The organism is Ruegeria sp. BG7 (assembly GCF_056535685.1).
In genome coordinates this window covers 2,709,269-2,736,244 of sequence record NZ_JBQFIU010000001.1, presented here as the reverse complement: position 1 = coordinate 2,736,244, position 26,976 = coordinate 2,709,269, and the positions used below count along the sequence as shown (strand labels likewise).

Annotated in this window: 25 protein-coding genes, 1 tRNA gene and 4 pseudogenes; 18 read left to right on the top strand and 12 right to left on the bottom strand. The window is 55.9% G+C overall.

The genetic code is table 11. The features are described from left to right. Positions 1-17 precede the first annotated feature (17 nt). Both ACR3EH_RS13635 and ACR3EH_RS13630 read right to left on the bottom strand, forming a co-directional pair. A complete protein-coding gene (locus ACR3EH_RS13635; RefSeq protein WP_171186595.1) occupies positions 18-728 on the bottom strand; it encodes a maleate cis-trans isomerase family protein in 711 nt (236 codons plus the stop codon). After that, positions 725-1,870, bottom strand: coding sequence for a M24 family metallopeptidase (locus ACR3EH_RS13630; RefSeq protein ID WP_171675623.1), 1,146 nt, complete (start codon positions 1,868-1,870; stop codon positions 725-727). The genes ACR3EH_RS13635 and ACR3EH_RS13630 overlap by 4 nt, the downstream gene beginning before the upstream one ends. 193 nt (positions 1,871-2,063) lie before the next feature. Between ACR3EH_RS13630 and ACR3EH_RS13625 the strand changes: the two genes are divergently transcribed. Further along, positions 2,064-3,248: a M24 family metallopeptidase gene (locus ACR3EH_RS13625; protein ID WP_171675621.1), complete on the top strand. Its 1,185-nt coding sequence runs from the start codon at positions 2,064-2,066 to the stop codon at positions 3,246-3,248. A 33-nt stretch (positions 3,249-3,281) separates the two neighbouring features. On the opposite strand, the gene ACR3EH_RS13620 is transcribed toward ACR3EH_RS13625, so the two are convergent. Together ACR3EH_RS13620 and ACR3EH_RS13615 are read right to left on the bottom strand one after the other, a co-directional pair. After that, positions 3,282-3,917 carry a LysR substrate-binding domain-containing protein gene (locus ACR3EH_RS13620; RefSeq protein WP_253746799.1) on the bottom strand — a complete coding sequence of 212 codons (636 nt, stop codon included), beginning with the start codon at positions 3,915-3,917 and terminating at the stop codon, positions 3,282-3,284. An 18-nt stretch (positions 3,918-3,935) separates the two neighbouring features. Continuing rightward, positions 3,936-4,124, bottom strand: a pseudogene (locus ACR3EH_RS13615) (LysR family transcriptional regulator); the annotation flags it as partial. Positions 4,125-4,230: 106 nt separating this feature from the next. Here ACR3EH_RS13615 and ACR3EH_RS13610 point away from each other — a divergent pair. The 5 genes from ACR3EH_RS13610 to ACR3EH_RS13590 are packed head-to-tail and all read left to right on the top strand — an operon-like array spanning position 4,231 to position 9,030. Then, positions 4,231-4,830 (top strand): amino acid synthesis family protein, encoded by a 600-nt coding sequence (locus tag ACR3EH_RS13610; protein WP_171186603.1) that lies wholly within the window; start codon positions 4,231-4,233, stop codon positions 4,828-4,830. Further along, on the top strand, positions 4,802-5,590 hold the full coding sequence (locus ACR3EH_RS13605; protein WP_171186605.1) for an alpha/beta fold hydrolase: 789 nt from the start codon (positions 4,802-4,804) through the stop codon (positions 5,588-5,590). Before ACR3EH_RS13610 ends, ACR3EH_RS13605 begins: the two co-directional genes overlap by 29 nt. After that, positions 5,587-6,504 carry a flavin reductase family protein gene (locus ACR3EH_RS13600; protein WP_171186607.1) on the top strand — a complete coding sequence of 306 codons (918 nt, stop codon included), beginning with the start codon at positions 5,587-5,589 and terminating at the stop codon, positions 6,502-6,504. The genes ACR3EH_RS13605 and ACR3EH_RS13600 overlap by 4 nt, the downstream gene beginning before the upstream one ends. Positions 6,505-6,507: 3 nt before the next feature. Further along, positions 6,508-7,542 carry an LLM class flavin-dependent oxidoreductase gene (locus tag ACR3EH_RS13595; RefSeq protein WP_171186610.1) on the top strand — a complete coding sequence of 345 codons (1,035 nt, stop codon included), beginning with the start codon at positions 6,508-6,510 and terminating at the stop codon, positions 7,540-7,542. A gap of 9 nt (positions 7,543-7,551) precedes the next feature. Then, a complete protein-coding gene (locus tag ACR3EH_RS13590) occupies positions 7,552-9,030 on the top strand; it encodes an aldehyde dehydrogenase (RefSeq protein ID WP_171186612.1) in 1,479 nt (492 codons plus the stop codon). Between the two features lie 45 nt (positions 9,031-9,075). Here the strand turns inward: ACR3EH_RS13590 and ACR3EH_RS13585 are convergent. Beyond that, positions 9,076-9,420, bottom strand: a pseudogene (locus tag ACR3EH_RS13585) (DDE-type integrase/transposase/recombinase); the annotation flags it as partial. Between the two features lie 269 nt (positions 9,421-9,689). Here ACR3EH_RS13585 and ACR3EH_RS13580 point away from each other — a divergent pair. After that, a complete protein-coding gene (locus tag ACR3EH_RS13580) occupies positions 9,690-10,085 on the top strand; it encodes a hypothetical protein (RefSeq protein WP_171186614.1) in 396 nt (131 codons plus the stop codon). Positions 10,086-10,728: 643 nt separating this feature from the next. On the opposite strand, the gene ACR3EH_RS13575 is transcribed toward ACR3EH_RS13580, so the two are convergent. From ACR3EH_RS13575 to ACR3EH_RS13560, 4 genes are all read right to left on the bottom strand, one after another. Continuing rightward, positions 10,729-10,805: transfer RNA gene (locus tag ACR3EH_RS13575), tRNA-Arg, on the bottom strand. Positions 10,806-10,869: 64 nt separating this feature from the next. Then, positions 10,870-12,255 carry a sensor histidine kinase gene (locus ACR3EH_RS13570; protein WP_171675759.1) on the bottom strand — a complete coding sequence of 462 codons (1,386 nt, stop codon included), beginning with the start codon at positions 12,253-12,255 and terminating at the stop codon, positions 10,870-10,872. A 15-nt stretch (positions 12,256-12,270) separates the two neighbouring features. After that, on the bottom strand, positions 12,271-13,689 hold the full coding sequence (locus tag ACR3EH_RS13565; RefSeq protein ID WP_171186618.1) for a dihydrolipoyl dehydrogenase family protein: 1,419 nt from the start codon (positions 13,687-13,689) through the stop codon (positions 12,271-12,273). A gap of 3 nt (positions 13,690-13,692) precedes the next feature. Beyond that, positions 13,693-14,424: a TVP38/TMEM64 family protein gene (locus tag ACR3EH_RS13560; RefSeq protein ID WP_171092033.1), complete on the bottom strand. Its 732-nt coding sequence runs from the start codon at positions 14,422-14,424 to the stop codon at positions 13,693-13,695. A gap of 296 nt (positions 14,425-14,720) precedes the next feature. Between ACR3EH_RS13560 and rpmH the strand changes: the two genes are divergently transcribed. From rpmH to ACR3EH_RS13505, 11 genes and pseudogenes are all read left to right on the top strand, one after another. Then, positions 14,721-14,855: a 50S ribosomal protein L34 gene (gene rpmH, locus ACR3EH_RS13555; RefSeq protein WP_005980833.1), complete on the top strand. Its 135-nt coding sequence runs from the start codon at positions 14,721-14,723 to the stop codon at positions 14,853-14,855. 25 nt (positions 14,856-14,880) lie between these two features. Then, complete coding sequence (rnpA, locus tag ACR3EH_RS13550; protein WP_171186620.1) at positions 14,881-15,306, top strand: ribonuclease P protein component; 426 nt, start codon at positions 14,881-14,883, stop codon at positions 15,304-15,306. Continuing rightward, a complete protein-coding gene (yidD, locus tag ACR3EH_RS13545) occupies positions 15,303-15,548 on the top strand; it encodes a membrane protein insertion efficiency factor YidD (protein WP_171091944.1) in 246 nt (81 codons plus the stop codon). The genes rnpA and yidD overlap by 4 nt, the downstream gene beginning before the upstream one ends. A 56-nt stretch (positions 15,549-15,604) precedes the next feature. Beyond that, on the top strand, positions 15,605-16,498 hold the full coding sequence (ttcA, locus tag ACR3EH_RS13540) for a tRNA 2-thiocytidine(32) synthetase TtcA (protein ID WP_171186622.1): 894 nt from the start codon (positions 15,605-15,607) through the stop codon (positions 16,496-16,498). Between the two features lie 66 nt (positions 16,499-16,564). Next, positions 16,565-18,100: pseudogene (locus tag ACR3EH_RS13535) on the top strand (putative bifunctional diguanylate cyclase/phosphodiesterase). 126 nt (positions 18,101-18,226) lie between these two features. Further along, a complete protein-coding gene (gene yidC, locus ACR3EH_RS13530; RefSeq protein ID WP_171186624.1) occupies positions 18,227-20,056 on the top strand; it encodes a membrane protein insertase YidC in 1,830 nt (609 codons plus the stop codon). Continuing rightward, on the top strand, positions 20,053-20,790 hold the full coding sequence (locus ACR3EH_RS13525; protein WP_171675619.1) for an MOSC domain-containing protein: 738 nt from the start codon (positions 20,053-20,055) through the stop codon (positions 20,788-20,790). The genes yidC and ACR3EH_RS13525 overlap by 4 nt, the downstream gene beginning before the upstream one ends. After that, complete coding sequence (yihA, locus tag ACR3EH_RS13520) at positions 20,787-21,440, top strand: ribosome biogenesis GTP-binding protein YihA/YsxC (RefSeq protein WP_171186628.1); 654 nt, start codon at positions 20,787-20,789, stop codon at positions 21,438-21,440. Before ACR3EH_RS13525 ends, yihA begins: the two co-directional genes overlap by 4 nt. Before the next feature lie 60 nt (positions 21,441-21,500). Beyond that, positions 21,501-22,364, top strand: a complete 864-nt coding sequence (gene argB, locus ACR3EH_RS13515) for an acetylglutamate kinase (RefSeq protein WP_171675617.1) — start codon at positions 21,501-21,503, stop codon at positions 22,362-22,364. 22 nt (positions 22,365-22,386) lie between these two features. Then, positions 22,387-23,073, top strand: coding sequence for a ferredoxin (locus ACR3EH_RS13510; RefSeq protein ID WP_171675615.1), 687 nt, complete (start codon positions 22,387-22,389; stop codon positions 23,071-23,073). After that, on the top strand, positions 23,070-23,567 hold the full coding sequence (locus ACR3EH_RS13505; protein WP_171675613.1) for a SixA phosphatase family protein: 498 nt from the start codon (positions 23,070-23,072) through the stop codon (positions 23,565-23,567). The genes ACR3EH_RS13510 and ACR3EH_RS13505 overlap by 4 nt, the downstream gene beginning before the upstream one ends. A gap of 45 nt (positions 23,568-23,612) precedes the next feature. On the opposite strand, the pseudogene ACR3EH_RS13500 reads toward ACR3EH_RS13505, so the two are convergent. The 3 genes and pseudogenes from ACR3EH_RS13500 to ACR3EH_RS13490 all read right to left on the bottom strand — a co-directional run bounded on the left by ACR3EH_RS13500 (position 23,613) and on the right by ACR3EH_RS13490 (position 26,952). Continuing rightward, a pseudogene (locus ACR3EH_RS13500) lies at positions 23,613-24,405 on the bottom strand (amino acid ABC transporter ATP-binding protein). 12 nt (positions 24,406-24,417) lie between these two features. After that, entirely contained in the window at positions 24,418-25,716 is a 1,299-nt protein-coding gene (locus ACR3EH_RS13495) for an amino acid ABC transporter permease (protein ID WP_171091965.1), read from the bottom strand. A gap of 3 nt (positions 25,717-25,719) precedes the next feature. Next, complete coding sequence (locus tag ACR3EH_RS13490) at positions 25,720-26,952, bottom strand: amino acid ABC transporter permease (protein WP_171186637.1); 1,233 nt, start codon at positions 26,950-26,952, stop codon at positions 25,720-25,722. Positions 26,953-26,976: the final 24 nt, after the last annotated feature.

The window sequence follows — 26,976 nt, the reverse complement described above, 5'->3', positions numbered from 1 at the left end:
ATTTCATGTTTGCTACTTCAATCAGCAACATTGAGGCGACGCATATGCCATGCAAGGCTTTGATTACTTGATAGAACAGGCTTGCCAATTCGCTCACGAATCTCTGGGATTGCGTCAAAAGTCCGAAGGTTGGTGCAGCTAAGGAATACCGCTTCAACTGACGGATCAGATCCCAAGTCTGTAGCAGCGTCGATCACAGACTGTACTGAAATACGCGCAACCTTTGCCTCTTCGGCTTGCCCAAATGTCCCAAAAACGTCCATAGTTATACCGTTTTCCAAGAACGCGGTGCGCAGCGGTGCGTTGACCTCCTCGATGTAAGGAGAAAGCAAAGCGAATTTCGAAACACCTATGTCAGCAGCGCAAGCAGTCGCAGCGCGCATAGGGTTTGTAACTTCGTCTGTTTTGCACGCTTGCTTGACAAGTTCAGCCACACGTTCTGATCCGATGACCGAACTGGCCGATGTACAGCCATATCCGACCACTCGAAAGGGCCGCACGCTTGGCAACAACCCTGCCGCCGCTGGCAGGGCTTTCTCCATTTCGGAAAGGCTTTCAGTTGTTACCTCAATCCCACTGGGTATGCGTGTAACATAAAGCGGGTTTTTCTGATCTGAGAAATACGCGCTGAGTTCTGGCTCAATCGTTTCGTCGACCTGCAGAACAATCAAACCTAGTGGATAAATTTGCGGGTCATCTTCATCAAGCGTGTAGGGAATTTGGGTCATAGCTCGATCATCTCCGGACCAATGCGCGGGCTAATAAAGCGAGGAGCACCGGTAGTAACGACGATGTTTTCCTCGTGAACCAGGATCTTTTCCCCGACTGCGATGCCCGGCTCCAAGGTCAGCACCATACCAGGTTTAAGAACGGTCTGATCCGTCGAGATCAGGGACGGCCATTCGGTCAGTGACATCCCCAACCCGTGACCCAATCGGCCGGCATCCGTGCCTTCAGAGTCTTTGGTCAGTACCGCATTCATGGAATGAAACAAGTCTGCAGCGGTTGCGCCGGGTCGCGCAATTTCGAATGCGGCGTCTGACGCTTCGATCAGCCTGGCGTAAGCAGATCGCACGTCGGGATTTGGTCGGCCAACCGACCAGTTGCGGTCGAAGTCGCTGAAATACCCATCCCAGACCAAGCCGGTATCAAGCATCAGTACGTCGCCAGCCTTCAAGGGGGACGACGACGCCGGCGAAATCACGTCAGAATAACCGCCCTGCTCTGCCCCACCTGCGAGATACGGCACCCAGTCGGCACCTTCTTCCAGACAGAGTATCTGGAAACGGCGAAATACTTGATCCAAGGGCACGCCATCCCGAGCAATCTCAGGAACTCGGGCGAAGGCTCGACCGGCAATGCCGCACGCGGTTTCAATTTTGGCAATTTCCGCCTCGGACTTCACCATGCGCAGTTCGCGCAAAATACCGTGGTCTCCGGTGATGTGGCGCGAACCGAGCCTGTTTCGCAGGCGTTCAATATCCGACATTGGCATACGCGCGTGCGTCTCGTGACCATCGGGCATTCCGATACGGCCTTTGGGGGGCGTCATTTCCGTCAGGGCATCCGTCAAAAGCGAGACGCCGTCATCCTGAAGGTCGGGCGAACTCCACGTTCGGATGTCGTCGATCCAGGTTTGCCCCATCAACGAGGCGCCGATCGAGGGGATAACTGCAACCGGTTTACCGACCGCAGGCAGGATCAGGAACCAAGGACGGGTCGGGCTTTGCCAGAATCTGGTCAGGTATCCGGTAAAGTAACGCACATCGGTTTCCGTGGTCAGCAGCAGCGCCGACAGGCCCACGGCATTCATCATCACCTGTACGCGTTCGGTACGCGCTGCGAATTCTGCTGGCTCGAACCCCCTCATCCGGCGACCTCAGCGATAATGCGCCGCATGCAGGCTGAAAAGTTGAAATGACGCAGCCTGAATGGCCCGGTGCTTCGCACCTTTCGGTGCGGATTGATATCGGTTTTCATGCAGCCCCCGAATTCTCGCTCGTTGACGTGAGCGGATCGGTAGGGTTCTGTCAACCAAAGTCTTTTGTTGACCGGAGGCGCCAATGACCCACTCTGATCCAGCCTTCAGCCGGGCGGAATATGACCGTCGTCTTGCCAAGACCCGAAAGGCGATGGACGCAAAAGGAATTGACTGCCTTTTTATCGAAGACCCTTCGAACATCGGATGGCTCACTGGATATGAGGGCTGGTCTTTCTACGTTCACCAGGGTGCGTTGATTTTTCTTGACGCGGACCCGATCTGGTGGGGGCGCCGGCAGGATGCAAACGGTGCGCTGCGCACCGTGTGGATGGGGGACGATCGGGTTTTCGGATACGCAGATCACTTCGTGCAGTCGACCACGCAGCATCCAATGCAGGACCTAGCCAAGCTTATTGAAGAATGCGGACATGGCCAAAGCCGAATTGGGGTGGAACTGGATAATTATTACTACTCGGCCAAAGCCCATATTACTCTGAAAACGGAACTGCCCGGGGCAACCCTGATCGATGCAACGGCCTTGGTTAACTGGGAACGGGTCGTGAAATCCAACGAAGAAATCGCCCTGATGCGCAAGGCGGCCCGAATTTCAGAATTCGTGACTGACGGTGTGCTTGAACGCGTTGTACCCGGGCTGCGTAAGAATGAACTGGTCGCGCAGATATATCACGATGCGATAACGGGCGTCGGTGATGACTGGGGAGACTACGCAGCCATCGTGCCACTTTTACCGTCAGGATCCGAAGCTGCTGCGCCGCATTTGACATGGAATGGAGATGTGTTCAGGTCGGGCGAATGTACCTTCTTTGAGCTGTCAGGGTGCTATCGCCGCTATCATGCACCTTTCTGCCGATCGGTATTTCTGGGCCAACCGCCCGATCACGTCAAAAAGGCCGAGGCAGCTTTGGTTGAAGGGTTGGAGAAAGGCCTAGAGGCCGCTAGGCCCGGTAATCGCGCAAGCGATATTGCCAAGGCGCTTGCGGCACCGCTTGAACGTGAAGGGATCGAACGCGGTGCGCGCTGTGGCTATCCTATCGGCCTCAGTTATCCTCCGGACTGGGGTGAACGCACAATTTCGCTGCGCGACGAAGACAATACGATCCTGGAAGCAGGCATGACGTTCCACTTTATGCCCGGACTTTGGATGGACGATTGGGGCCTTGCGATAACCGAGTCGATCCTGATCAAGGAAAGCGGACCTGCAGAGTGTTTGTGCCATCGGCCTCGAAAAATGTCTGTGAAACCGTGATAGTTGCACCGTCGATTGGTTGTGGAAATTTGATCAATCGTTGAACTGTTCAAGCAACCAGTTATGAAACAATGTGGCCGCAGGATTGGTGTCATCGGAGGAAAGAAAATACCCCTCGTTGCATTTGACAGATAAGCTATGCGCGCGTTCGACCGAACCGGATGCAATCGCATGTTTTGCCAGCAATTCGCTAACCAGAGCGACACCGCTACCATGAGCGGCAAGCTGAAGCGCCATACCGAATGTATCGACGAAAACGGTTGGCTGGCGCCGCTCGCCCTGCTTCTCGAACCAAGTGTTCCAACCGCTTGACGTTCCGACTGCCTCAATAAGCGGAAGATCAAACGGGTCTCCGGCAAGCGTCGGCGCCTTAAAAGCAACCAGGCTGTCCGGTATCAAGCGCTCGGAATCTTGCCCTACCTGCTTTTCTGAACCGAACCGGATTTGAACGTCAGCCTGAGTCGCATGGAAATCGTCAGGCCAGATTGCACTTAACAGGCGCACGCGAATATCGGGATGGCGCCTGGCAAAGTCTGCAAGATTTGGAGCGATGACCCATTGTGCGATGCTGACTGATGTTGCGACCGTCAGAACATCACCTGGTGCGCTAGCATCGGCCCTTCCAGCAGCCGCGGCAAGTACCTCAAGTGCCCTGCCAACCTCGGGCAACAGTTTTCGCCCGGCATCTGTCAGGGCCAGACTGCGCGGATGCCGCGTAAAAAGCGCTGTCCCCAATCGCATCTCAAGAGATTTTACCTGCTGACTAACGGCCGATTGTGTCAGACCGATTTCTTCCGCCGCTATCGTAAAACTCAGTGTGCGCGCAGCGGCCTCAAAGGAGCGGAACCAGGTTAGAGGCGGAAGTGATTTGCTCATTGGTCAAGTTGGCCATTAGTCTTTTTAATGTGAAAGCACATAATTCAATCATTTGTCAAAAATCACGCTCGTTTCTAACCTCAACCAGCGCGACAGGAGGGGTATGATGCAGCCAGAGATACGCAAGTTTGTTACCTACGACGAAGAGGTTCTTGTTGAAGGATTCCGGCCAGCGGATCCCCCCTGGCGCATGTTTGCAGTGGCCGCAATAGTCACCAACCCATGGGCTGGTCGATACGTCGAAGACCTTAAGCCGGAAATCCAGGTCTACGGACCCATTCTTGGAAAGATGATTTCAGACCGCATGATTGCGTTAGCCGGAAGTAGTAACGCGATCGAAGCCTATGGTAAGGCGGCAGTCGTCGGGCTGAATGGCGAGGTCGAGCACGCTTCGGGGCTCATTCATACTCTGCGCTTCGGCAATCACTACAGACAGGCGGTTGGCGCTAAATCCTATCTGGCGTTCACGAATACACGTGGTCCGGCGAATGCGCCGATCATGGTGCCATTGATGGACAAGAACGATGTCGGGCGCCGTTCACACTACCTAACCATACAGTTTTCAATCTCTGATGCGCCGCGCGATGACGAGATCGTTATCGTCTTGGGGGCGGCTACCTCAGGCAGACCGCATCACCGCATTGGTGATCGTTATCAAGACCTTCAGGAATTGGACCATGACGTGGACAACCCGGCCGCGCTCTGAGATCGGCGGGCTGGCCGCAACTCAATCTGGCTCAGGACCGGATGTTCTGTTGCTGCACGGCGTCGGCCTACGCGCTGAAGCATGGGGGGCCCAGTTGGACGGGCTGGCCTCTGCAGGTCGCTTGACCGCTCCGGACATGCCTGGTCATGGAGAAAGCCCGCTTAACACCTCCAACGGTAAGCTGTCGGACTACCGGGATGCGGTCCAGAGTGTTCTGGACTGTTTGAATGGGCCGGTCATTGTGGTGGGTCACTCCATGGGCGCTATGATCGCTCTGGATCTTGCCGCCAAGGCAACGGATCAGGTCCGAGGTGTCGTGGCTTTGAACGCTGTTTTTGAGCGCAGTGCAAAAGCAGCGCAAGCGGTACAGGATCGGGCTGCAAAATTGGACGGCAAAACACAGGTCGATCCAACCGACACGTTGCACCGATGGTTCGGCGATGTTGCTTCGCCCGAACGCGATGCCTGCTATGAATGGCTAACAGCCATGGATCCAGCGGCCTACAAGCTGGCGTATTCAGTTTTTGCCCAAAGCCAAAGTCCTCGGCGAGAGGCGTTGGGGAAGATTAGATTTCCAGCGCTTTTTCTGACTGGCAGTCTAGAGCCGAACTCCACGCCTGACATGTCTCGCACTATGGCGGAAGTCGCCCCAAACGGCTGTGCGCAGATCATTGACGGCGCGGCCCATATGTTGCCGATGACACATGCAATTCATGTCAACACCGCCATTTCCAGCTTACTGAGCGAGATACAACCATGACCGAACTCGACCCCCGTGAACTCCGACGCGCATTTGGCGGTTTCATGACAGGCGTAACAGTTGTGACCATGCGCAATACCTCTGGCATGGTTCTAGGCTTCACGGCAAATTCTTTTACATCGGTTTCGCTAGATCCGCCACTCCTCTTGGTTTGCCCCGGCAAAAGCCTGTCATCATATCACGAATTCTCGACCTGTAATCGTTTTGCTGTGAATATTCTGGCCGAGGGGCAAGAGGATGTGTCCAACACATTCGCCGGTTTCAAAGGTGATCGATTTGCCAAAGTAGAACACACCCTCGACACGCGCGGCATTCCACTGATTACCGACGCAGTCGCGACGTTTTCCTGCAAGACCCATAAGGTGGTTGAGGCAGGCGACCATTGCGTTTTGATCGGGCAAGTCGAGGCGTATAACTACACCGAAATCCCGGCACTCGGCTTTGCAAACGGACGGTATTTCAGTCTTGGTCTGGAACGCGGTGCTCTTGAACCCACGGGGCTAAAGGTCGTCTGCGGTGCTATCATCGAACATGAAGGACGTGTATTACTGGAGAAAACCGAGGCTGGCTTCAGACCGCCCCAAGTCACGCTTTCAGATCGGCGGCAACTGCGGGACAGCCTCCGGCGAGAGCTACACGCTTGTGGAGTCGACGCACATCTGGGCGTTATCTACTCGGTCTATGACGATCCCACAACGCATCATGTATATACACTGGCCAAAGCACCAGATATTGCGCGGCCCGGCGATCTCGATGTGGTCGCAATCAAGGATTTGGCAACCCTTTCTTACGCTACGCAACCGATCGCGACAATGATGGCTCGCTATGCACTGGAAAGCCGGACCCGCGACTTCTCACTTTATCTTGGCAGCGCGCTGCAGGGCGACACGCACGGCCTCTCGGAAAGGAACTGAATGATGGAGTTTTCTCTTTTTGCACACATTGAGCGGCTGAGCCCCGATCAATCCCATGAGAAGCTGTATGAAGAGTTCATTGAGCTGTGCAAGATGGCCGATGAGGCCGGAATGCGTGCTGTCTGGACCGGCGAGCACCACGGCATGGACTTTACCATCGCGCCGAACCCGCTGATGTCCTTAGTGGATATCGCGCATCACACCAAAAAAATACGGCTTGGCACCGGTACAGTGATTGCGCCCTTCTGGCACCCGATCAAGCTAGCTGGGGAAGCGGCGGCTGCTGATCTCATGACCGGCGGCCGTATCGAACTAGGGATCGCGCGCGGTGCCTATTCCTATGAGTACGAACGGATGATGCCCGGAATGGATGCATGGGATGCCGGCCAGCGTATGCGCGAGATCGCGCCGCTTTTGCCCAAGCTATGGGAAGGAGATTGTGCGCATGACGGAGAGTTCTTCGAATTTCCTGCAACCACCTCGGCACCCAAGCCCGTACAACCCGGAGGACCGCCCATCTGGATCGCCGCACGGGATCCAAACAGCCATGAGTTCGGTGTTCAGAACGGCTTTAATATCCAGGTTACACCGCTGTGGCAGGGCATGGAGGAAATAGAAACGCTAATGGGTCGATTTGAATATGCCTGTGCAGATTATCAGGGCTCTCGCCCCAAGATCATGCTACTGCACCACACCTATGTTGGCAGCAACGAAACTGATCTGGATCAGGCTGCAAAGGAATTGTCACGCTTTTATAATTATTTCGGAGCATGGTTCCAAAACAAACGGCCAGTCCAACAGGGCTTGATCCAAGAATTGACGGAAGAAGAGATGGCGGCCAACACGATGATGGTCCCGGAAAACCTGGCTCGTGATCTAACTTTCGGGACCGCAAATGATGTCACGGACCGCCTGAGACGCTATGAGGACCTTGGATATGATGAGTTCTCGTACTGGATCGACAGCGGTATGAGCTTCGAGCGCAAGCGCGATTCGCTGGCCCGTTTCATCGACGATGTAATGCCAAAGTTTCAGTGAGGGTTGATCATGCATCAGAAACCACACTTTCAGCTCTATATTGATGGCGAATGGGTAGAAGGATCGCGTGGGCAAGTGATGAAATCGCAAAACCCTGCAACCGGTGAGGAATGGTCGAGTTTCGCTTGCGCGTCCGCGGAAGACGTGGACCGTGCCATTTCTGCGGCGCGTCGTTCGCTTGAAGACCCAGCGTGGCGCGACATGACGCAAACCTCACGTGGCAGGCTGTTGCTAAAGCTTGCGGAACTGATCGAACGGAACGCTAAACACTTGGGCGAGTTCGAAACGAAGGATAGCGGAAAGCTACTGGTCGAGACCGCGGGTCAGACAGCTTATGTCGGCGATTATTATCGATACTATGCCGGCCTCGCAGACAAGATCGAAGGTGCGGTCCTTCCGATAGACAAACCGGATATGCATGTCTTTACAAAGCGCGAACCCATAGGCGTAGTGGTCGCAATCGTGCCCTGGAATGCCCAAATGTTTCTAACTGCAACAAAACTAGGACCTGCGCTTGCGGCAGGTTGTTCGGTCGTGCTGAAAGCATCAGAAATTGCGCCCGCTCCGATCCTGGAGTTTGCGCGACTAATCGATGAAGCAGGATTTCCGCCCGGTGTTATCTCCGTTATTACTGGTGATGCCGAAAATTGTTCGGTCCCCCTCACGCGGCATCCCGAGGTGGACCGGATCGCATTCACCGGAGGACCGGAAACAGCGCGTCACGTCGTGCGCAATTCGGCTGAGAATTTTGCTGTAACCACTTTGGAGTTAGGCGGTAAATCTCCGATCATCGTTTTCGATGATGCCAATCTGGATGGCGCGGCCAACGGCCTGATTGCAGGAAATTTTGGAGCCTCAGGCCAAAGCTGCGTGGCCGGGTCGCGCGGGTTGATACATCGTCCAGTGCTGGAAGCCCTGGCCGAAAGGATTGAAGAGAAAATGAAGGGTATCGTTATTGGGGACCCTTTGGAACAAATCACACATATTGGCCCGCTCTGTACTTATGCCCAGGTTTCCAAAATTCAGGCCACACTAGCAAAGGCAACAGAACAAGGCGCACGCATCCGTTTTGGTGGAGCGCCGCTGGACCGGCCAGGAAATTACATGGCCCCGACACTTGTTGAATGCACGAGCGCTGAAACAGAGACGCTCAAGGTTGAAATGTTCGGACCTGTGATGACATTGCTTCCTTTTGATACGGAAGACGAAGCGATTGCCCTGGCCAACGACACGCCGTTCGGGCTTGGATCTGGTGTTTTCACTGAAAATGTCGCCCGCGCCCATCGCATTGCGTCCCGTTTGAAATCGGGAATTTGTTGGATCAACACCTATCGTGCTGTGTCACCAATTGCGCCCTTTGGTGGTTATAATCAATCTGGCTATGGCAGAGAGGCTGGTGTTGAATCTATTCACGATTACACACGAACAAAAACTGTTTGGCTAAATACTTCAGAAGAGCCAATGTCTAACCCGTTTGTGATACGCTGAAGATGTTGTGCCAACATACAACTTCGAACCCGCCGTACAGTGTTGTCAGACAAATTCGAACCAGTCTGAGATAGACCAGTAGAGCTGCCCTTTATGCCGCGCCAATTTCGCCCATTCTTTTAGAGCGGCGGCTCGTGTCAACCTGAAGGTTTCTCGGCTGATGAGAGAACGCTCTTGGTTGAAGTGGTTGTAGACGGATGAATGGACGACGGCGAATTTCCGTAAACTTCGCATACGCCTAAATCTTTGCATCGTGCGTTCTCGTCGCCTGAACGGGAGGTGTAAGTTCTCAACGCGGTTGTTGATCCACCTGCCCGTTCATTGCTTTTCCGTCACACCAAGATCTCTGAGCGCAGCTCGGTACATAGCCAAGCGATCCGTAACAACGTCATCCGACTGTTTTTGATAGTTGTTGGCTAATCGCCGCTAAGCGGTCATTCAGTCAAAAAAACCGAACTTCCAGTTCTTACTGATTTGCTGGCCGCTTTCCGCGATAGCAGACGCTAACCAAAAATTCGCTGTGACCGTAGTTCTGACATGACTACCGCCCAGCCCCGCAGCAAATTGCACAAGTATTCGCAACTCAAACCGAATTATAGTATATAAAATAGATAGTTATTGCTTGGTGCATTCGCTTTCTGAGAACAGAGGAGTTCACTATGCCAACACCACTCTTCAAGCCCGGTCATTCTGGCAATCCCGGCGGGCGACCCAAGCTGGACCCCGAGACAAGAAAGTTGATCCAGTCGAACGGCGAGATCGCTGTAAAACGCATGAACGATCTGTTGTCGATGAACGAACTCTTCAATCGCCGAGATGAGAATGGTGAATTTGTGTCAGGAAAACTTTCGGGCAAAGAACAAATTGCCTTGCTGGCCCTAGCTCAGGACCGAGCATTCGGACGCGCTGATGGCGTTAGCATCACGCACACCCACAGCGGAACTGTAGGCATGAGCGTCAGTCCAACACAGCGGCTCAAAGACATCAGCGACCGCCTTCCAGAGAGATTGGCTCAACAGAAGGTGATTGAGGCAAAACTGGATGACAACGAATAGTCTCCAACCATCACGAAGCTACTGCTAGGTGCAGAGGTTTGGGTTTGTGCCTGCAGGCCATGCGCCCGCGCACGTAAGCCCCCTCGAGTTGACGGCCCTATATTGTATTTGATAAGCAAGGCGCCCTTTTCCAAAAAATTAGGAAGACCTGCATATGTGGGTAGCATTCTCGACGCCCGAGGGTTCGGGCTTTTTCTCTGCCGTTGCAAAGGATGAATACGGCAAAACCAGCGGGCCGAACATCGGTTCTCGCGTCTGTCTGCGGTTCCGCCGCGCTTAGGACGCCGAACTTCTACGCGACTATGGTATGGACGGCGAGGTGATCGAAACACCGAGCGGTGACTATCGTTTCCGGGCGTTCATTCCACGCAACCACTCATGACCGTGCTGATGAACTTGGGCGACCGAATGGCCTACTCCAATTTCAAGGACAGCATTCCCGAGGATGACATAGCACTCGTAAACGCCCGTCACCAGGCATGGGCAGTGTTCGGCGACTTACAGGTGGGTGGACCGTATGGATTGGGGTGAAAACACCCTTTTTCACCCAGAACGGTTGCCTCAAAGTTGCCTTGAGTAAAGCGCGCACGAAATCATCAAGTGGGCCGCACCGTTTAAGGCTTTATTGTCAAAGGTAAACCAGTGGCGGACCGAGGAGGATTCGAACCCCCGACCCCTTGATTCGTAGTCAAGTACTCTATCCAGCTGAGCTATCGGTCCGCGTTGGTGAAGCGGTGTTTAGACCCGGTGCGTGGGACGTGCAAGTCGATTCTTCAAAAATTTTTCAAAAAGTCATGTCGCCACGTGGAAGGCTTATTTCGAACACTGTTCCTTCGGGTCCGGTGTGTTTCAAACTCAGGTCTCCACCATGTCCGCGCACAAGTTCCTGCGAAATTGCCAGTCCCAAACCCGAACCGCCCTTTCGAACTCCGCCCTGGAATGGTGTAAACAGGTTTTCGCGCGCTTTTGGTGGAAGACCCGGGCCTGTATCGCTGATTTCAATGCACCAGGTGTCTCCATATTCGCAGCCAGCAATTGTTACTCGCCCGGGTTTGGCAGATGCGACCAGTGCCTGACGGGCGTTGCGCACGAGGTTCATGATGACTCGGAACAATTGTTCGGGGTCTGCGCGGACAATCAGGTCATCTGGCACTTCGTTTACGATTTCAACGCAGGCATCGGCGACGGCAAGCTGCTCACTGGCTGCAACGTCAGCAGCAAGCGCCCGTACAGGAACCATCGTCAAGGTGGGCGCGGGTTCTTCCGCGCGCCCAAAGGCCAGCGTGCTTTCGCACAGCGACACAGCGCGGGTGATGGAGTTCACCAGTTTCGGAGCCATCCGACGAACCAAGGGATCGTCGCTGGATTCGATCCTGTCGGTGAACAGCTGTGCCGACGTTAAGATATTGCGCAGATCGTGACTGACTTTGGCAACCGCCCCACCCAGTTGCGCCAGTCTTTCACGCTGTCGCAACGCCTGTGTCAGATCCGTCTGCAGCATTTTCAGCGCCTCTTCTGCCTCGCGCAGTTCCGTCACTTTCGAGTTTGGCGAGATAATGCCCCGCGCGTCTTCGGGCGCGCTGGCGTAGCGCTGCATATATCCCACTACGCTTTTGATTGGCCGTACAAGCACCACCCGCACAGCCAGGAAAAGCAACGAAGCAGTGATTATCGAAATGACAAAGGAAAGGCCGAGGATACGCAGGCCGTAATCCACCATCGCCATGCGCAATGGGGCGCTGTCCGTGGTGACCTCAATCAAAAGCCCTGCGCCTTTGACGGGTTCGCCAATAACTCGAATGATCTCGTTTTCGGGCTTGAAAATCCGGCTCATGGCGTCACGGATCAAAACCCAAGGACTGGCATCGCGCAGATCGTATGTCTGGGTGATCGATTCCGGAATCGGCGAAGACAACATAAGCTGCCGAACTTCGTCACGACGCAACACGACGTTATATACACCGGCATTCGCCAGCAGTTCCGCCTCGAGATCCTCGGCCAGCATATCGTCTGCCAACAACGCCAATGAGGCAATCTGGGCGCGCTCCAGACGGTTCAGCAGGAAATCCTCGCGGAACCGAGCGATAGACGGGACAAAAATCAGGATTTCGGCCAACATGACGAAGACCGTCGTCAGGATCAGAAATCGGCCCGACAGCGAATTCAAAATGCGCCCCTCCTCAGGTCAGGGAATCCAGCGCTGGACGAACCTGACCACTCGTTTAACTGTCTGATTCTCAAACAGCCTTGGCGTGAAATAAGCACCCGCCACGCGTTTGTTAAGCTCTCCGATCGTCGGATAAGGCGAAACCATAGCGGCGATCTGCCCCATCTTCAGGTTATTGGCCAAAGCCAGCGACCACAAGTTGATCAACTCGCCTGCTTGATGGCCCACAATTGTGGCCCCGACAGGTCGGCCTTTAACAACCATGACTTTGATGAAGCCCTTTGTTTTGCGTTCGGATATCGCCCGGTCGTTGTGGTGATAGTCAAAGCGGGCAACTTCCAACCTGTCACCATGTTGGTCGCGGGCCTGTGCTTCGGTCATACCAACCTGCGCCAGTTCCGGATCGGTATAGGTCGCCCAGGGGATATGCGCGGTTTTGGCTTTGGACGGCAGGCCAAACAACCCCGAGCGAATAATGATACCCGCGTGGTACCCGGCCACGTGGGTGAACTGCAGCCCACCCGCGACATCACCGATCGCATAGACCTTGCGGTTTGTCGTCCTCAGGGCCTCATCAGTTTTAATGCCGGTCCGGGTGCGCTCAATTCCTGCCACTTCCAGATTCAGGCGTTCAACATTGGCCTTACGTCCGGCCGCAATCAAAAGATGGGTGCCCCGGTGAATCTCACCGTTCTCGGTCACGACCTCTACTGTGCCTTCGCTGCCTCGGATCTGCGCCACCATGGCGTCTTCGCGGATGTCGACGCCTTCGTCACGCAGCGCTTCCAGCACCACCGCCGCGGCTTCGGGGTCGTCTTTGCCCAACGCCTTCTGACCTTCGATGACCGTGACCTGACTGCCGAGACGTCGATGGGCCTGCGCCATTTCCACACCAATCGGGCCGCCGCCGATGATCAGCAGGTGATCCGGTCGCTCGCGCAGGTCGAAAATGGTTTCATTCGTATAGTAAGGAACCGTGTCCAACCCCGGGATTGGCGGCACCAAGGGCGAAGATCCGGTCGCAATCACGATTCGGCGCGCAGAGATCAGGTAATCCCCCGCCTGCACTTGGTTGGAAGAGATAAAGGTGCCGTATTCGCGGATCACCTTGACGCCAAATCCTTCGAACCGCTCTTGGCTGTCCATCGGTTCGATCTGGGCGATGACGTTATGCACATGATCCTTGGCCGCCGCATAATCGATCTGAGGAGCCGCATCCGCGACCCCGAATGCTGCGGAATGCGCCTGACCATAAGCAACCTTCCCGCTTGCAATCAGCGCTTTGGACGGGACGCAGCCGAAATTCAGACAATCGCCCCCCATCTTATGCCCTTCCAACAGAACGACATCCGCACCCATCTGGCTGGCCCCAGCTGCAACTGACAGCCCGCCGGACCCGGCCCCAATGACCAGGAGGTCTGTTTTCAATTCGGTCATGGCTCAGCTGTCCTTATTTGCACGCAAGGCTTTGATAACGATGGGCAAAGCGGCCAGAACGCACAAGCCGATAATTGGCCCGATTACGAACGGCTCCCACAATAACGACACATCCGGGGTTTCACCGCGGTCGAACACACCGCCAAGCCCCACACCAATCCACGTGTAGACTATCCCGCCCGGAATAATACCCAGCGCCGTGGTGATCAGGAAGTTGCGGAACTTTACGCCAACCAAAGCAGGCACCAGATTGGCCACAAAGAACGGAACAACCGGAACCAGCCGCAACAGGAACAGGACCGAGATCTCGTTCTCGCGCAGACCGTCTTTCAGTTTCTTGACCGTCCCTTCCGAAGATTCCAACCGGGCGGTTAGCGACTCACCCAACCCCCAGCGTGCAGCCAGGAAAATCGCCGAGGCTCCGATAGTTGCTGCTACAACGTTGAAAACCGTGCCCGCAAACAGACCAAACAGGAACCCACCCGTCATCGACGCCACCGCCGCCCCCGGCAACGAAAACGCCACAATGACGATGTAAATGGCAACAAAAGCAGCCACCATGACCCAATAGTGACCGTCCCGCCAAGCCAGCAAAGCCTCGCGATTGTCCCGCAGGGTTTCAAAGCTCAGATAGTCGCCAAGCGTGAAAAACCCCGCGACGGCAACACCAAGGATAACCAGCAATGGAATATGGCGCGCAAACCCGCTGCGTGGCGCCTGGCTTGTTTCGGACATAAGGTTTTCCGGTTCTTTCTGCTTCATCTTGTGCTCAAGATGCGCTGCCGGGCGGTCCAGCAACAGGGGGATCACGGGGCCTTGATCTTTGTGGCCCCGAATGTGAGAGATTCCTTCGATATTTGGGTGTTTTGAAATCTTTTCGCCTTTGCGGTTACAGAATTGTTGCAAAAGGCGCGAAAACCCGGTTGTTGGGGTTTGACTTACCCCCCGCTTAGCAGTAGAGGACGGGCTTCGAACACTAGGGCCAGGCGAATCCGCGCCGCACCCGACCGCTATAGATTGGAGACGGAGCGATGAAACGCACCTATCAGCCTTCGAACCTGGTTCGCAAACGCCGCCACGGTTTCCGCGCGCGCATGGCCACCAAGGCCGGCCGCAAGATCCTGAACGCACGCCGCGCACGCGGCCGCAAATCGCTGAGCGCGTAAACCGCTCACCGATCAGGTTATGAACATGACGCCGCCGGAGGCCCCTGTGGATGGTAAACACCACCCCGGGAACATGCCCCCGGCGGCGTCCGTTTGTGCGCCGGTCTCTTTGACTGTTCTCAAAAATCGATCAGACTTCCTGAAAGCAGCACGAGCGCTGCGGCAAGGCACATCTTCCATGATGGTGCAGGCCCGTAAGCGTGCGCCCGACGAAACCTGCGGCATTCGCGTTGGTTTCACCTGCTCGAAGAAAGTGGGCAACGCAGTCGCGCGCAACCGTGCAAAGCGCCGCCTGCGCGAAGCCGCGCGGGCCATTTTGCCCGAGGCGGGCCGCGATGGCTGGGATTACGTTCTGATCGGCCGCGCCGAAGTCACGGCCAACCGCCCCTACGACGCACTGTTAGGCGACTTGCGCTATGCATTGCGCAAGGTACACGCTTCGGGCAAATGACCCTTCTGTCCCATATCGTCGCCCTGCCCGTTCGGGCATACCGGCTGATCTTCAGCCCCTGGGTTGGGTTTAACTGCCGTTACCAGCCAACATGTTCAGCCTATGCCCTTGAAGCGCTGGAGAAACACGGTGCGATCAAAGGGACATGGCTGGCCGCGCGTCGGATCGGGCGCTGTCATCCGTGGGGTGGCGACGGTTATGATCCGGTCCCCGACTCCGATACCTCGACTGACAAGGACTAGACCCGGCGTTCAGTGACCATCTTGCCCGGTTGCGCCATCTGCTGTAGGGGCAGCGCATGTTTGATGATGCAGACGATATCCACCCGCTGTTTGCTGGCGCGCCTTCGACCACCGAGTTCAAGAAGCTGCGCAAACGCATCGTGCGCCAAACCCGTGAAGCGATCGAGCAATACGGGATGGTGGATCCGTCCGCACATGACAAAGACGGCAAACCCCCGCGCTGGTTGATCTGCCTTTCAGGCGGCAAGGACAGTTACACGCTGCTGGCCGTTCTTTATGAACTCAAATGGCGCGGCTTGCTGCCCGTCGATCTGCTGGCATGCAATCTGGATCAAGGCCAACCCGGGTTTCCCGCGACAGTCCTGCCAGAGTTTTTGGATCGCATGGGTGTGCCACACCGGATCGAGTATCAGGACACTTATTCCGTTGTGATGGACAAGGTCCCGCAAGGCCGAACCTATTGCGCGCTGTGTTCACGCCTGCGCCGCGGCAACTTGTATCGCATCGCGCGGGAAGAAGGGTGTTCTGCCGTCGTACTGGGCCATCATCGCGACGACATTCTTGAGACGTTCTTCATGAACCTCTTCCATGGCGGCCGCTTGGCCACCATGCCGCCAAAGCTGGTGAATGAAGAGGGCGATCTGTTCGTCTTCCGCCCGCTAGCCCATGTCGCGGAAGCCGATTGCGAGAAATTCGCCAACGCAATGCAATACCCCATCATTCCCTGCGACCTGTGCGGCAGTCAGGACGGGCTGCAGCGCCAGCAGGTGAAACAGATTCTTGATCAATGGGAAAAGAACAGTCCCGGTCGGCGTCAGGTCATGTTCCGCGCGTTAACAAATGCGCGTCCTTCGCATCTTTTAGACGCAAAACTGTTTGATTTCCTTAACCTTTCAACAAATTCTGACGAAAAAAATACTATCTCGGATGGAATTCCGCAGCTGCGTTAACGACTGACTCAGACTGGTTTCTTAGGCTCGGTGGCGTGTCATTCATGCCCAAGGCCAAAAAGCACGATGCGGAACCACTCTACCTTCGACCGTTTCATTCAATCATTGAAACCCATTCTGAACGGCCCAGCTGCGCTTGCGTTTGTTCCGGCACTCAGTCTGGGCGCATTCTGGCTTGGGGGCGAGCGCGCCTTGGTTTCGATGGCATTGGGCCTGCCTCTGGCCGTCGCCGGGATCGGGGCGTTTTCGAACACCCGGTCCAGTCCTCGACGCAGGTCTGCGACTGGACTTTTGTCAAACGATCACTTTGCATCCGCGCTGAACGAGGTGTTTGCCGAAACCCGTCGCACGGGTGAAGACTCCGCGTGTTTTGCCGTGGTTCTGGATGATTACACCGCGTTGCTCGATCTTCACGGGCAGGCCGCCGCGAACCATGTCGCGCAGCAATTTTATGCACGTGTCATGTCCATGATCCGCACCAGCGACTGTGCAACGCAAATTGGCGAAAACAAGATGAAGGTGGTCCTGCGCCCTAAGCGACAACTGGACCTTGAGACCTGCATCCAGATGTCAGGCCGAATGCAATCGGCCATTGAAGAACCTATCATGCTAAATGGTACAGGCGTTTATATGTCATGTTCCATCGGGATCTGCTTGAGCAGTAGCTTCCCTGAAGGATTGGCCATTGACTGGCGTGACGCTGCAAACAATGCCTTGCTTGAGGCACAGCAAGACGGGCCATCCACGATACGCGCCTTTTCTTCCGCGACCCGGCGGCGCGCTCTGGTGCGCACCAATCTGCGCAAAGAATTTGAAACCGCCTTGGACAGCGGCGAAATTCGCCCATGGTTTCAGCCACAAATTTCGACCGATAACGGGCGCGTTACCGGTTTCGAAGCGTTGGCCCGGTGGGAGCATCCCCAAAAGGGGATTCTGGGGCCTAAGGTCTTTCTGCCGTTTGCCGAACACGCCGATCTGATGGGTCGGTTGGGGCAGACCGTGCGGTATTATGCTTTTTCAGCTATGCGCAACTGAGATCAGTCCAGTTTTCATGTACCGCGTATCGAGGTCAATTTCTCTTCCGATGAATTGCGAGACCCGGACCTGATCGACCGCTTGAAATGGGAGCTGGATCAATTCGACCTGACGCCCGACAGGCTGGCTGTCGAAGTGCTTGAAACCGTTTTCTCTCGTCGACCAGACGATGTCATCACCCGTAACGTCACCGGATTGGCTGCAATGGGGTGCTGCATTGATTTGGATGATTTTGGAACCGGCCATGCATCGATCGCGTCCATCAAGCGGTTTCACGTGTCGCGCATAAAGATCGACCGGTCCTTTGTCACTAAAGCCGATCAAGACCCCAGCCAACAGCAGCTTGCCAGCGCCATTCTGACCATGGCTGAACGCTTGAATCTGGAAACGCTGGCCGAAGGCGTCGAAACCCCGGACGAGCATGCACTCATGGCGCAATTGGGTTGCGATCACGTTCAGGGCTTTGGCATTGGCAAGCCCATGCCTTTCGAAAAAACCAAGGGCTGGATCACTTCATATCGCAACAAATTGGATGGTGTGCCCAAAATTGGACGGGAAACAGGTTAATGAACACTGAATTGAGGCAAAGAAGACCAGTACGTGACGAAATGACGGGCGATTCCGCTTGACCTTTGGGCCCGCACTCTGTTGAACCCTGCGGGTGTCTTTCACTGCTCAAGGTGGCTGTCCCCGATGGACGATCAGAACAAGAACCTCATCCTCGCAACTGCGCTCAGCTTTCTCGTGATCCTGGTCTGGTTTGTGCTGTTCCCTCCGCCGGAACCGACACCAGCACCGGAACAGGCTGAAATTACCAGCGCCGAAGGCAATGAGGTTCAGGCTCCAAGCGCTGCTGATACGGGCACTGTAGGAGAAGCAACTGCGGCCGCTACGGAAGCAGAGCCCGAGGCCCAGGCGCCACGGATCAACATCGACACGCCGCGCCTGACCGGCAGCCTTTCACTGGCTGGTGGGCGCATCGATGAGCTGTCGCTGAAGGACTACAAGGTCTCTCTGGCAGACGATTCTCCAATTGTCGAACTGCTGTCGCCGGTGGGGACCGAGTCAGCTTATTATGCCCTGTACGGCTGGGCCCCCGGTGCTGGCCTAAGTGGCTCGGACGTTCCCGGCCCCAACACCATCTGGTCCGTTGAGCAGGGCGAGACCCTTGGCGTTGACAGCCCTGTGACGCTTGTTTGGGACAATGGTAACGGTCTGACCTTCCGCCGCACCATTTCGGTGGATGAGAACTATATGTTCAGCGTTACGCAGTCGGTCGAAAATGCCACCGAGGCCGAGGTTGGAATGGCCCCTTATGGCATCCTGGCGCGCCACGGCATCGGCGAAGACGGTGATCTGCCTGGTCTGAAAAACTTCTTCATTCTGCATGAGGGTGTTATCGGCATGGCTGACGGCACCCTTACAGAAGTGGACTATGGCGACGTACGTGATTTCGACATCGATCCTAACGAGCGCGCGCAGGCCGAGGTTTATCAGGTCAAGGAAAACGGCTGGATCGGATTTACCGATCACTACTGGATGACCACTCTGATCCCCGACCCGGGATCCGCATTCAAAGCGGCGGCCAAATATGACTCGCGCCGCAAAATCTATCAGACAGAAACGGTTCTGCCGACGCTGACCGTAGCGCCGGGTGCGACCGAGCAGGTCTCAACACGCCTATTTGCCGGTGCAAAAGAATGGGAAGCCATTCAGGAATACCAGTCTGAAGGTGTTCAGAAATTCATCGACAGCATTGATTGGGGCTGGTTCTTCTTCCTGACCAAACCAATCTTTTGGCTGCTGCACAACATCAACGTGCTGATTGGCAACATGGGTTGGTCGATCATCGGCCTGACGCTGATCATCAAGGCGATCCTGTTCCCGCTGGCGTTCAAGTCCTACGTCTCAATGGCGAAGATGAAGGAACTGCAGCCGCAGATGGAGGCCCTGAAAGAGGCCGCTGGCGACGACCGTCAGAAGATGCAGCAAGGCATGATGGAACTGTACAAGAAGGAAAAGGTGAACCCGGCAGCGGGCTGTTTGCCGATCCTGTTGCAGATCCCGATCTTCTTCTCGCTGTATAAGGTGATCTTTGTCACGATCGAACTGCGTCAGGCCCCCTGGTTCGGCCCGTTCCAGGATCTGAGCGCGCCGGATCCGACCTCGATCTTCAACTTCTTTGGCTGGCTGCCCTGGGCCGCACCCGCGCCCGAAAGCTTCATGGCGCTGATCTTCATCGGTATTCTGCCGCTCTTGCTGGGTATCTCGATGTGGCTGCAGCAAAAGCTGAACCCGGCACCAACCGACGCTACACAAGCGATGATCTTTGCCTGGATGCCTTGGGTCTTCATGTTCATGCTGGGCGGTTTCGCCAGCGGTCTGGTTGTCTACTGGATTGCGAACAACACGATCACGTTCACGCAGCAATATCTGATCATGCGCAGTCAGGGCTATACCCCGGACGTGTTCGGGAACATAAAGTCCGGCTTCAAGAAAACGCCGAAGACGGACAACAAATGAGCGGCACAGTCTCAAACCTCTGGCGTCACCCGATCAAAAGCCATGGACGAGAAGCGCTGAGCCAAGTCACAGTCATCCCCGGGCAGACCATGCCCGGGGATCGCGTTTGGGCGGTGGCTCATGAGGCGGCCAAGACAGATGGTTCGGACTGGGCCCCGTGTTCGAATTTCAGCCGCGTTGCAAAGGCCCCCGAACTGGCGGCTATCTCGGCCGAGTTGCACGGAGAGCAAGTGACACTCCGCCACCCCAACCGGCCTGATCTGCAATTTGCGCCGGATACCGAACAAGAGGTTTTTCTGGATTGGGTGAAGCCGTTGATGCCAGCGGACCGCGCAGCATCCGCCCGAATTGTCCGGGTTCCAGGACGTGGCATGACGGATAGCGATTTCCCATCCATCAGCCTGTGCAATATGGCATCCCACCGCGCGGTCGAGCAAAAGCTAGGACAATCGCTGTCCACCATCCGCTGGCGCGGGAACATCTGGTTTGACGGTCTGCCCTTGTGGGAAGAGTTTGACTGGCTGGGTCGCGACATCCGCATTGGGCAGGCCGTGTTCCGTATCCGCGAACGCATTACCCGCTGCATGGCCACCACCGCCAACCCTGACACAGGCACGCGAGACGCGGATACTCTGGGTGCGCTGAGCAATTGGGGCCATCAGGATTTCGGTGTTTACGCCGAAGTCATTCAGGGTGGTGAAGTCCGCCTGAATGATGAGGTGCGCGTGCTATGACATCGCTTCCGTTTCCACTGGCTGAAGAGCCGGATGATTTTTCCAAAGAACGCGGGCGCAAGCTGTTTGCGGGCCCTTCTGAATTTGTCAAAGGCGTGGTCGCCATGAACGGCCTGCCCGCCCCCGATCGGCTTGAGGTCTGTTTTGCAGGCCGGTCAAATGTCGGCAAGTCCAGCCTGATCAACGCGTTGACCGGCACCAAGGGTTTGGCGCGCGCCTCGAACACGCCCGGTCGCACGCAAGAGATCAACTTTTTCACCCAAGGCCCCGAGCTTTATCTGGTGGACCTACCCGGCTATGGCTACGCCAACGCCCCGCTGAAAGTGGTGGAGAAGTGGCAGAAGTTGCTGAAACAGTATCTCAGTGGTCGCCAGACCCTGCGTCGTGCCTTTGTACTGATCGATGCGCGCCACGGTGTGAAACCGGTTGATGCCGAGATCATGAAGCTGCTGGACACCAGCGCCGTGACCTTTCAATGCGTTCTGACCAAGTCGGACAAGGTCAAGGCCAAGGAACGCGAAAAGGTGCTGGACCAAACACGCGCCGCCCTGTCCAAACACCCCGCAGCATTCCCGGAAATTGTGCTGACGTCTTCCGAGAAAGGCGACGGTATCGCAACCCTGCGGTCCATCATTGCGCATCTGGAATAGCTTCACACTTGGCAGGGCCGGACAAAGGCCCTAACACAGGTCTCCAAAGGGACTTTAGCCATGAAGACAAGAGATATGAACCGGGACTGGATCGCCACCGCAGCCACACTCAACAGCGCTCTGCCCTATCTACAGCGCTACGACGGGGCCATTGTCGTCATCAAGCTGGGCGGTCACGCGATGGGCAGCGATGAGGCGATGGAAAGCTTTGCCCGCGACGTGGTTCTGATGCGTCAGGTTGGGGTTAACCCCGTTGTTGTGCATGGGGGCGGTCCGATGATCAACTCGATGCTGGACAAGCTGGATATCCAGTCCGAATTCGTGAACGGCAAGCGTGTAACAGATACGGCCACCGTTGAAGTGGTCGAGATGGTTTTGTCCGGGTTGGTAAACAAGCGCATTGTCCAGGCGATCAACGATCAGGGCGGCTCGGCAGTTGGCCTGTCTGGCAAGGATGCAAATCTGATGGTTTGTGACCAAACCGACGCATCGCTGGGGTTTGTTGGCACCCCTGCCGAAATGAACCCCAAAATCCTGCAAGACCTGTTCTCGCATGACGTAATCCCGGTGATTGCTCCGTTGGGCGCAGGTCGCAATGGTGAAACATTCAACGTCAATGGCGATACGGCGGCAGGCGCAATTGCTTCGGCCCTGAAAGCAGACCGTCTGCTGCTGCTGACCGATGTCTCAGGCGTCAAGAATGCCGCCGGAGATGTTGTGACCGAACTGAAGGCCGGGCAAATTCGCGAAATGACCCGCGAGGGCACGATTGCAGGCGGCATGATCCCCAAAACTGAAACTGCTCTGGATGCCTTGCACAGCGGCGTCCGGGCCGTGGTGATCTTGGACGGGCGCGCGCCGAATGCTGTATTGCTTGAGCTGTTCACGGAACACGGGGCCGGATCGCTGATACGGCCGGACTGACCCGTTTGAGGAAGGGAAAAACATGTCCAATCTTGCGCAGCCTTCCTCTGACCAAAATGCAGTATCCTATGACCACATCGTTGAAGCGGCTCATGGTGAGGGGCTGATTGTCATGGGGGCTCTGCATCCCCGTAGGACAGACGCCAAACAGCTTGATACAGGCACGCTGGTCCTTTTGGGGGCCGGAGGGGACTTTTGGCGAGCCTTGAAGGCATCCCCCGAGTGGGGTGCCCCTGACCCGGTTGACCGTTGGTCGACCAGAGTGATTGGCGGAATGGCCCAGAAACTTGGCGCCGAAGTCTATTTCCCTTTTGGCGGGCCGCCTTATGCCCCTTTCATCGACTGGGCCCTGAAATCGGGGCGGACCTTCAGCAGCCCGGTGGGTGCATTGGTGCACGATACCGTTGGCATGATGATCTCGTATCGCGGTGCACTGCATTTTACCGACGAATTCGACATCCCGAACACAACCGGGCAATCCCCTTGCACCACTTGCGACGCGCCCTGTACGCGAACCTGCCCCGTCGGAGCCCTGAACGCGCAAGAGTTCTATGACGTTTCGGCCTGCCACAGCCATTTGGATACGTCCCAAGGGCAGACCTGCATGACCGGCGGATGTCTTGCCCGGCTTGCCTGCCCTCTTAGCGCAGGAGCGGCGCGCACATCAGAACAGTCCGCCCATCACATGAGGTCGTTCCACCCGTCATGACCCGCACATTGATCCTGACACGCCACGCCAAATCCAGTTGGGACAACCCGATGCTGGACGACCATGCGCGTCCACTGAACAAGCGCGGGCGCAAGTCAGCCCCCGCAATTGCCAAATGGCTGCGCGTTCATGGATGGGTGCCGGACGAAGTACTGAGTTCGACCTCGGCCCGAACTCGTGAAACCTGGGACAGGATGGGCATGACAGCTGAGCATGTCCGCTTTCAGGATGCGCTTTATCTGGCGAGCCCCGAACTGATGTTTCGCCAGTTGTTCGAAGCAAAGGGTCAAACCGTTTTGATGCTGGGACACAATCCGGGGATTGCCCAGTTCGCGCAGCAGTTGGTTCAGGATGCCCCGAAACATCCGCGGTTTCCGGATTATCCAACCTGCGCGACAACCGTCATGGAATTTGACGTCGGCAGTTGGACCGAACTTCAAAGGCACAGCGGGACGGTTCTTGGCTTCGTCATTCCGCGCGAATTGCCGGAATAGTAAAAGGCGGGGCAACACCCCGCCTTCCTTTTGGTTTCAGGTCGCTTAGTGACCCAGAATCTGGCTGAGGAACAGCTTGGTCCGTTCGCTCTGTGGGTTGTTGAAGAACTCTTCCGGTTCGTTCTGTTCCACAATCTGACCGGCATCCATAAAGATCACGCGGTTGGCAACCTGACGGGCAAATCCCATCTCGTGGGTCACACACAGCATGGTCATGCCTTCTTCGGCCAGTTCGATCATGGTGTCGAGCACCTCTTTGATCATCTCGGGGTCCAGCGCCGATGTTGGTTCGTCGAACAACATGATCCGCGGCATCATGCACAGCGAACGGGCAATCGCCACACGCTGCTGCTGACCACCTGACAACTGACCGGGGTACTTCAACGCCTGATCGGGGATCTTCACCTTCTCAAGGAAGTGCATCGCGCGCTCTTCAGCCTCTTTCTTGGGCGTCTTGCGCACCCAGATCGGGGCCAGCGTACAGTTTTCCAGAATGGTCAGATGCGGGAACAGGTTGAAGTGCTGAAACACCATGCCAACCTCAGACCGGATCTTGTCGATGTTTTTTCAGGTCATTCGACAGCTCGATCCCGTCCACGACGATCTTGCCCTGCTGGTGTTCTTCCAGCGCGTTCAGGCAGCGGATCAGCGTGGATTTACCCGAACCCGACGGGCCCGCGATAACAATCCGCTCGCCCTGATTGACGGTCAGATTGATGTCGCGCAGCACGTGGAACGAGCCGTACCACTTATTCATGCCGTTGATTTCGATGGCGACCTCGTCGCTCACCTGCATTTTGGAGCGGTCGATTTCGCGGTCAATTGCAAGTTCAGACATGTGTTGAACTCCTTAACGATGATCTGTGGCAAGGCGACGCTCGAGCCACTGAGAATATTGAGAGATGCCGTAACAGACGACGAAGAACAGAAGCGCGGCAAAGCCCAGAAGCTCCCAATAGACGCCGTTCCATTCGGTCGACGCCAGGATGGGACCCCGGATCATGCCCACCAGATCGAACATCGAGATGACCGATACCAGTGTGGTGTCCTTGAACAGGCCCACGGCCACGTTCACGATCCCGGGGATCGAGATCTTCAGAGCCTGCGGTAGGATGATCAGCCGCATCGCCTGCGGGTAATCCAGACCCAGACTGTCTGCTGCTTCGTATTGTCCACGCGGAAGCGCTGCCAGACCGCCGCGGATCACCTCGGCGATATAGGCGGCTGAGAACATGGTGATCATGATCACAACACGCAGGAACAGGTCGACTGTGCTGTCAGGCGGGAAGAAATACGCCAGCATCACCGAAGCCACAAACAGCAGCGTGATCAAAGGCACGCCACGGATGAATTCGATGAAGATAACGCAGACCCATTTGATCAGCGGCATGTTCGACTGACGACCCAAGGCCAGCGCGATGCCCAGCGGCACGGACAGAGACACACAGGTCACGCCCAGCATCATGTTCAGCATGAAGCCACCCAGATCACGGCTGGGGACCGCTATGAGCCATGCATTCTCGGATGCGTCTTCGGGGATCAGTGCTCCGCCGACGTTCCAAATGACCAGCGCAGTCACGATGGCGCCAAAGAACCCGGCAGCGAAGCTGTTGTTGCCCAGCTTCTGGAACACAGCACCCGCAGCGATGAAACCTACCAGTGCCACCAGAGGAACCAAGATCGTGCCCCCCCAAATCAGCCAGAAGGCCACAAACGGATAGACCGCAGTGAACAGCAGCATCTTGCGTGGCAAGTCAAAGAACAACACCGGAGCAAGGGCGACCAGCATCAGCACAAAAGCCAGGTTCGGTCTCCAATAAGCTTCGGCAGGGTATTTGAAGCCATAGATCAGCTGAGGCCAGCGTTCCGTCAGAACCGCGAAACAGGCACCGGTCTTGCCGTCCAGGATTTCACGACATTCCGCCAAAGAGTTGGCATTCCACACCCCGTTCAAAATCCACGGCAACGTGTTTTTCAACAGAATGTAGATCAGCACCAACGACAACACCGTCAGGATGGTGTTTGTCACGCCCGAGAAGAGGTTCTCGCGCAGCCATTTGACCACTCCGACTTCATTTGCCGGTGGCGGTGAAGGCGGGATAGTGCCTTCGGCCACAAAGGCGATCGGGTTTGTTGTTTGATCACTCATGGCTCAGCGCTCCTTCAACTTAACGGAGGCGTTGTAGATGTTCATCCCCATCGAAATCAGCAACGAAGCTGTGAGGTAGAACAACATCAGCAGCAGAACACACTCGATCGCGCGACCGGTCTGGTTCAGTGTGATGCCGCCTAGGGTCGCGGTGATATCCGCATAGCCAACGGCAATTGCCAACGACGAGTTTTTGGTGATGTTCAGATATTGCGAAATCAGCGGCGGAATGATGACCCGCAGCGCCTGAGGCAGAACAACAAGGTTCATAATCCGCCCTGGACGCAGGCCCAACGCGGCCGCAGCCTCGGTTTGGCCTTTGCTGATCGCCTGAATACCCGCGCGCACGTTCTCTGCGATAAATGCGCCAGTGTAGATAGACAGGGCAAACCACAGCGCAATCAGCGGACCGCCAACCTTGATGCCACCACTGAAGTTGAAGCCTTTCAAAGCGGGAATATCCCAGGTCAGGCCCATGATCAGCATCAACAGAGCAAAAGGCACCAGCCAAACAGCCAGCTTGACCAAGAACGTTTTCGGGCGTTCACCTGTTGCTTCTTGTTTTAAAGTAGCCCGTTTTTCGATCTCTCGCGACGCGAACCACGAGCCGATCAGAACAACGATGACCATCAACCAGTTCAGAATGGTCGCGCCAAATAGCCCGTTTGCGAACACAGGGCGCGGAATATAGACACCCCTGTTGGTAAAGGCGAAAGCATCGAACAACATGCTGGATGTTGCATTGTCACCCCGGAACGCGCGCGGTCCCGGCAACACGGCAGTCATGATGGTGAAGATGATGATGATCCAGATCAGAACCGGAATATTCCGGAAGATCTCGACATAGACGGCCATCAATTTGGACACCAGCCAGTTGTTCGAAAGCCTCAGAACACCCGCGATAACGCCGAACACCGTAGCCGTAATACACGCCAGAAAGGCGACCAACAGCGTGTTGAGAATACCAACAACCGCAGCACGCCCATGGCTGGACTGGCTGTCGTATTCAACCAGACGCTGGTTGATGTCATACCCGGATGGGTCGCCTAGGAAAGAGTAGGAAATGTTGAGCCCAGCGGCCCGGAGGTTCTGGATCAGGTTATTACCGAGATACCAGATGGAAAGCGCAATAACGATCGCCGCGATCACCTGAAACGTCAGGGAGCGATAGCGGGTGTCGTTAATGAGCATGGACAACCGAAAGTCAGCTTTCGGTGGATCAGTCATAGTCGACATATTTTGAAATCCCCGTAGCGTGCG

Coding starts and splice junctions, on each gene's coding strand:
- ACR3EH_RS13635 (WP_171186595.1), bottom strand. CDS start 728: ATGACCCAAATTCCCTACACGCTTGATGAAGATGACCCGCAAATTTAT.
- ACR3EH_RS13630 (WP_171675623.1), bottom strand. CDS start 1,870: ATGAGGGGGTTCGAGCCAGCAGAATTCGCAGCGCGTACCGAACGCGTA.
- ACR3EH_RS13625 (WP_171675621.1), top strand. CDS start 2,064: ATGACCCACTCTGATCCAGCCTTCAGCCGGGCGGAATATGACCGTCGT.
- ACR3EH_RS13610 (WP_171186603.1), top strand. CDS start 4,231: ATGCAGCCAGAGATACGCAAGTTTGTTACCTACGACGAAGAGGTTCTT.
- ACR3EH_RS13605 (WP_171186605.1), top strand. CDS start 4,802: ATGACGTGGACAACCCGGCCGCGCTCTGAGATCGGCGGGCTGGCCGCA.
- ACR3EH_RS13600 (WP_171186607.1), top strand. CDS start 5,587: ATGACCGAACTCGACCCCCGTGAACTCCGACGCGCATTTGGCGGTTTC.
- ACR3EH_RS13595 (WP_171186610.1), top strand. CDS start 6,508: ATGGAGTTTTCTCTTTTTGCACACATTGAGCGGCTGAGCCCCGATCAA.
- ACR3EH_RS13590 (WP_171186612.1), top strand. CDS start 7,552: ATGCATCAGAAACCACACTTTCAGCTCTATATTGATGGCGAATGGGTA.
- ACR3EH_RS13580 (WP_171186614.1), top strand. CDS start 9,690: ATGCCAACACCACTCTTCAAGCCCGGTCATTCTGGCAATCCCGGCGGG.
- ACR3EH_RS13565 (WP_171186618.1), bottom strand. CDS start 13,689: ATGACCGAATTGAAAACAGACCTCCTGGTCATTGGGGCCGGGTCCGGC.
- ACR3EH_RS13560 (WP_171092033.1), bottom strand. CDS start 14,424: ATGTCCGAAACAAGCCAGGCGCCACGCAGCGGGTTTGCGCGCCATATT.
- rpmH (WP_005980833.1), top strand. CDS start 14,721: ATGAAACGCACCTATCAGCCTTCGAACCTGGTTCGCAAACGCCGCCAC.
- rnpA (WP_171186620.1), top strand. CDS start 14,881: ATGACGCCGCCGGAGGCCCCTGTGGATGGTAAACACCACCCCGGGAAC.
- yidD (WP_171091944.1), top strand. CDS start 15,303: ATGACCCTTCTGTCCCATATCGTCGCCCTGCCCGTTCGGGCATACCGG.
- ttcA (WP_171186622.1), top strand. CDS start 15,605: ATGTTTGATGATGCAGACGATATCCACCCGCTGTTTGCTGGCGCGCCT.
- yidC (WP_171186624.1), top strand. CDS start 18,227: ATGGACGATCAGAACAAGAACCTCATCCTCGCAACTGCGCTCAGCTTT.
- ACR3EH_RS13525 (WP_171675619.1), top strand. CDS start 20,053: ATGAGCGGCACAGTCTCAAACCTCTGGCGTCACCCGATCAAAAGCCAT.
- yihA (WP_171186628.1), top strand. CDS start 20,787: ATGACATCGCTTCCGTTTCCACTGGCTGAAGAGCCGGATGATTTTTCC.
- argB (WP_171675617.1), top strand. CDS start 21,501: ATGAAGACAAGAGATATGAACCGGGACTGGATCGCCACCGCAGCCACA.
- ACR3EH_RS13510 (WP_171675615.1), top strand. CDS start 22,387: ATGTCCAATCTTGCGCAGCCTTCCTCTGACCAAAATGCAGTATCCTAT.
- ACR3EH_RS13505 (WP_171675613.1), top strand. CDS start 23,070: ATGACCCGCACATTGATCCTGACACGCCACGCCAAATCCAGTTGGGAC.
- ACR3EH_RS13495 (WP_171091965.1), bottom strand. CDS start 25,716: ATGAGTGATCAAACAACAAACCCGATCGCCTTTGTGGCCGAAGGCACT.
- ACR3EH_RS13490 (WP_171186637.1), bottom strand. CDS start 26,952: ATGTCGACTATGACTGATCCACCGAAAGCTGACTTTCGGTTGTCCATG.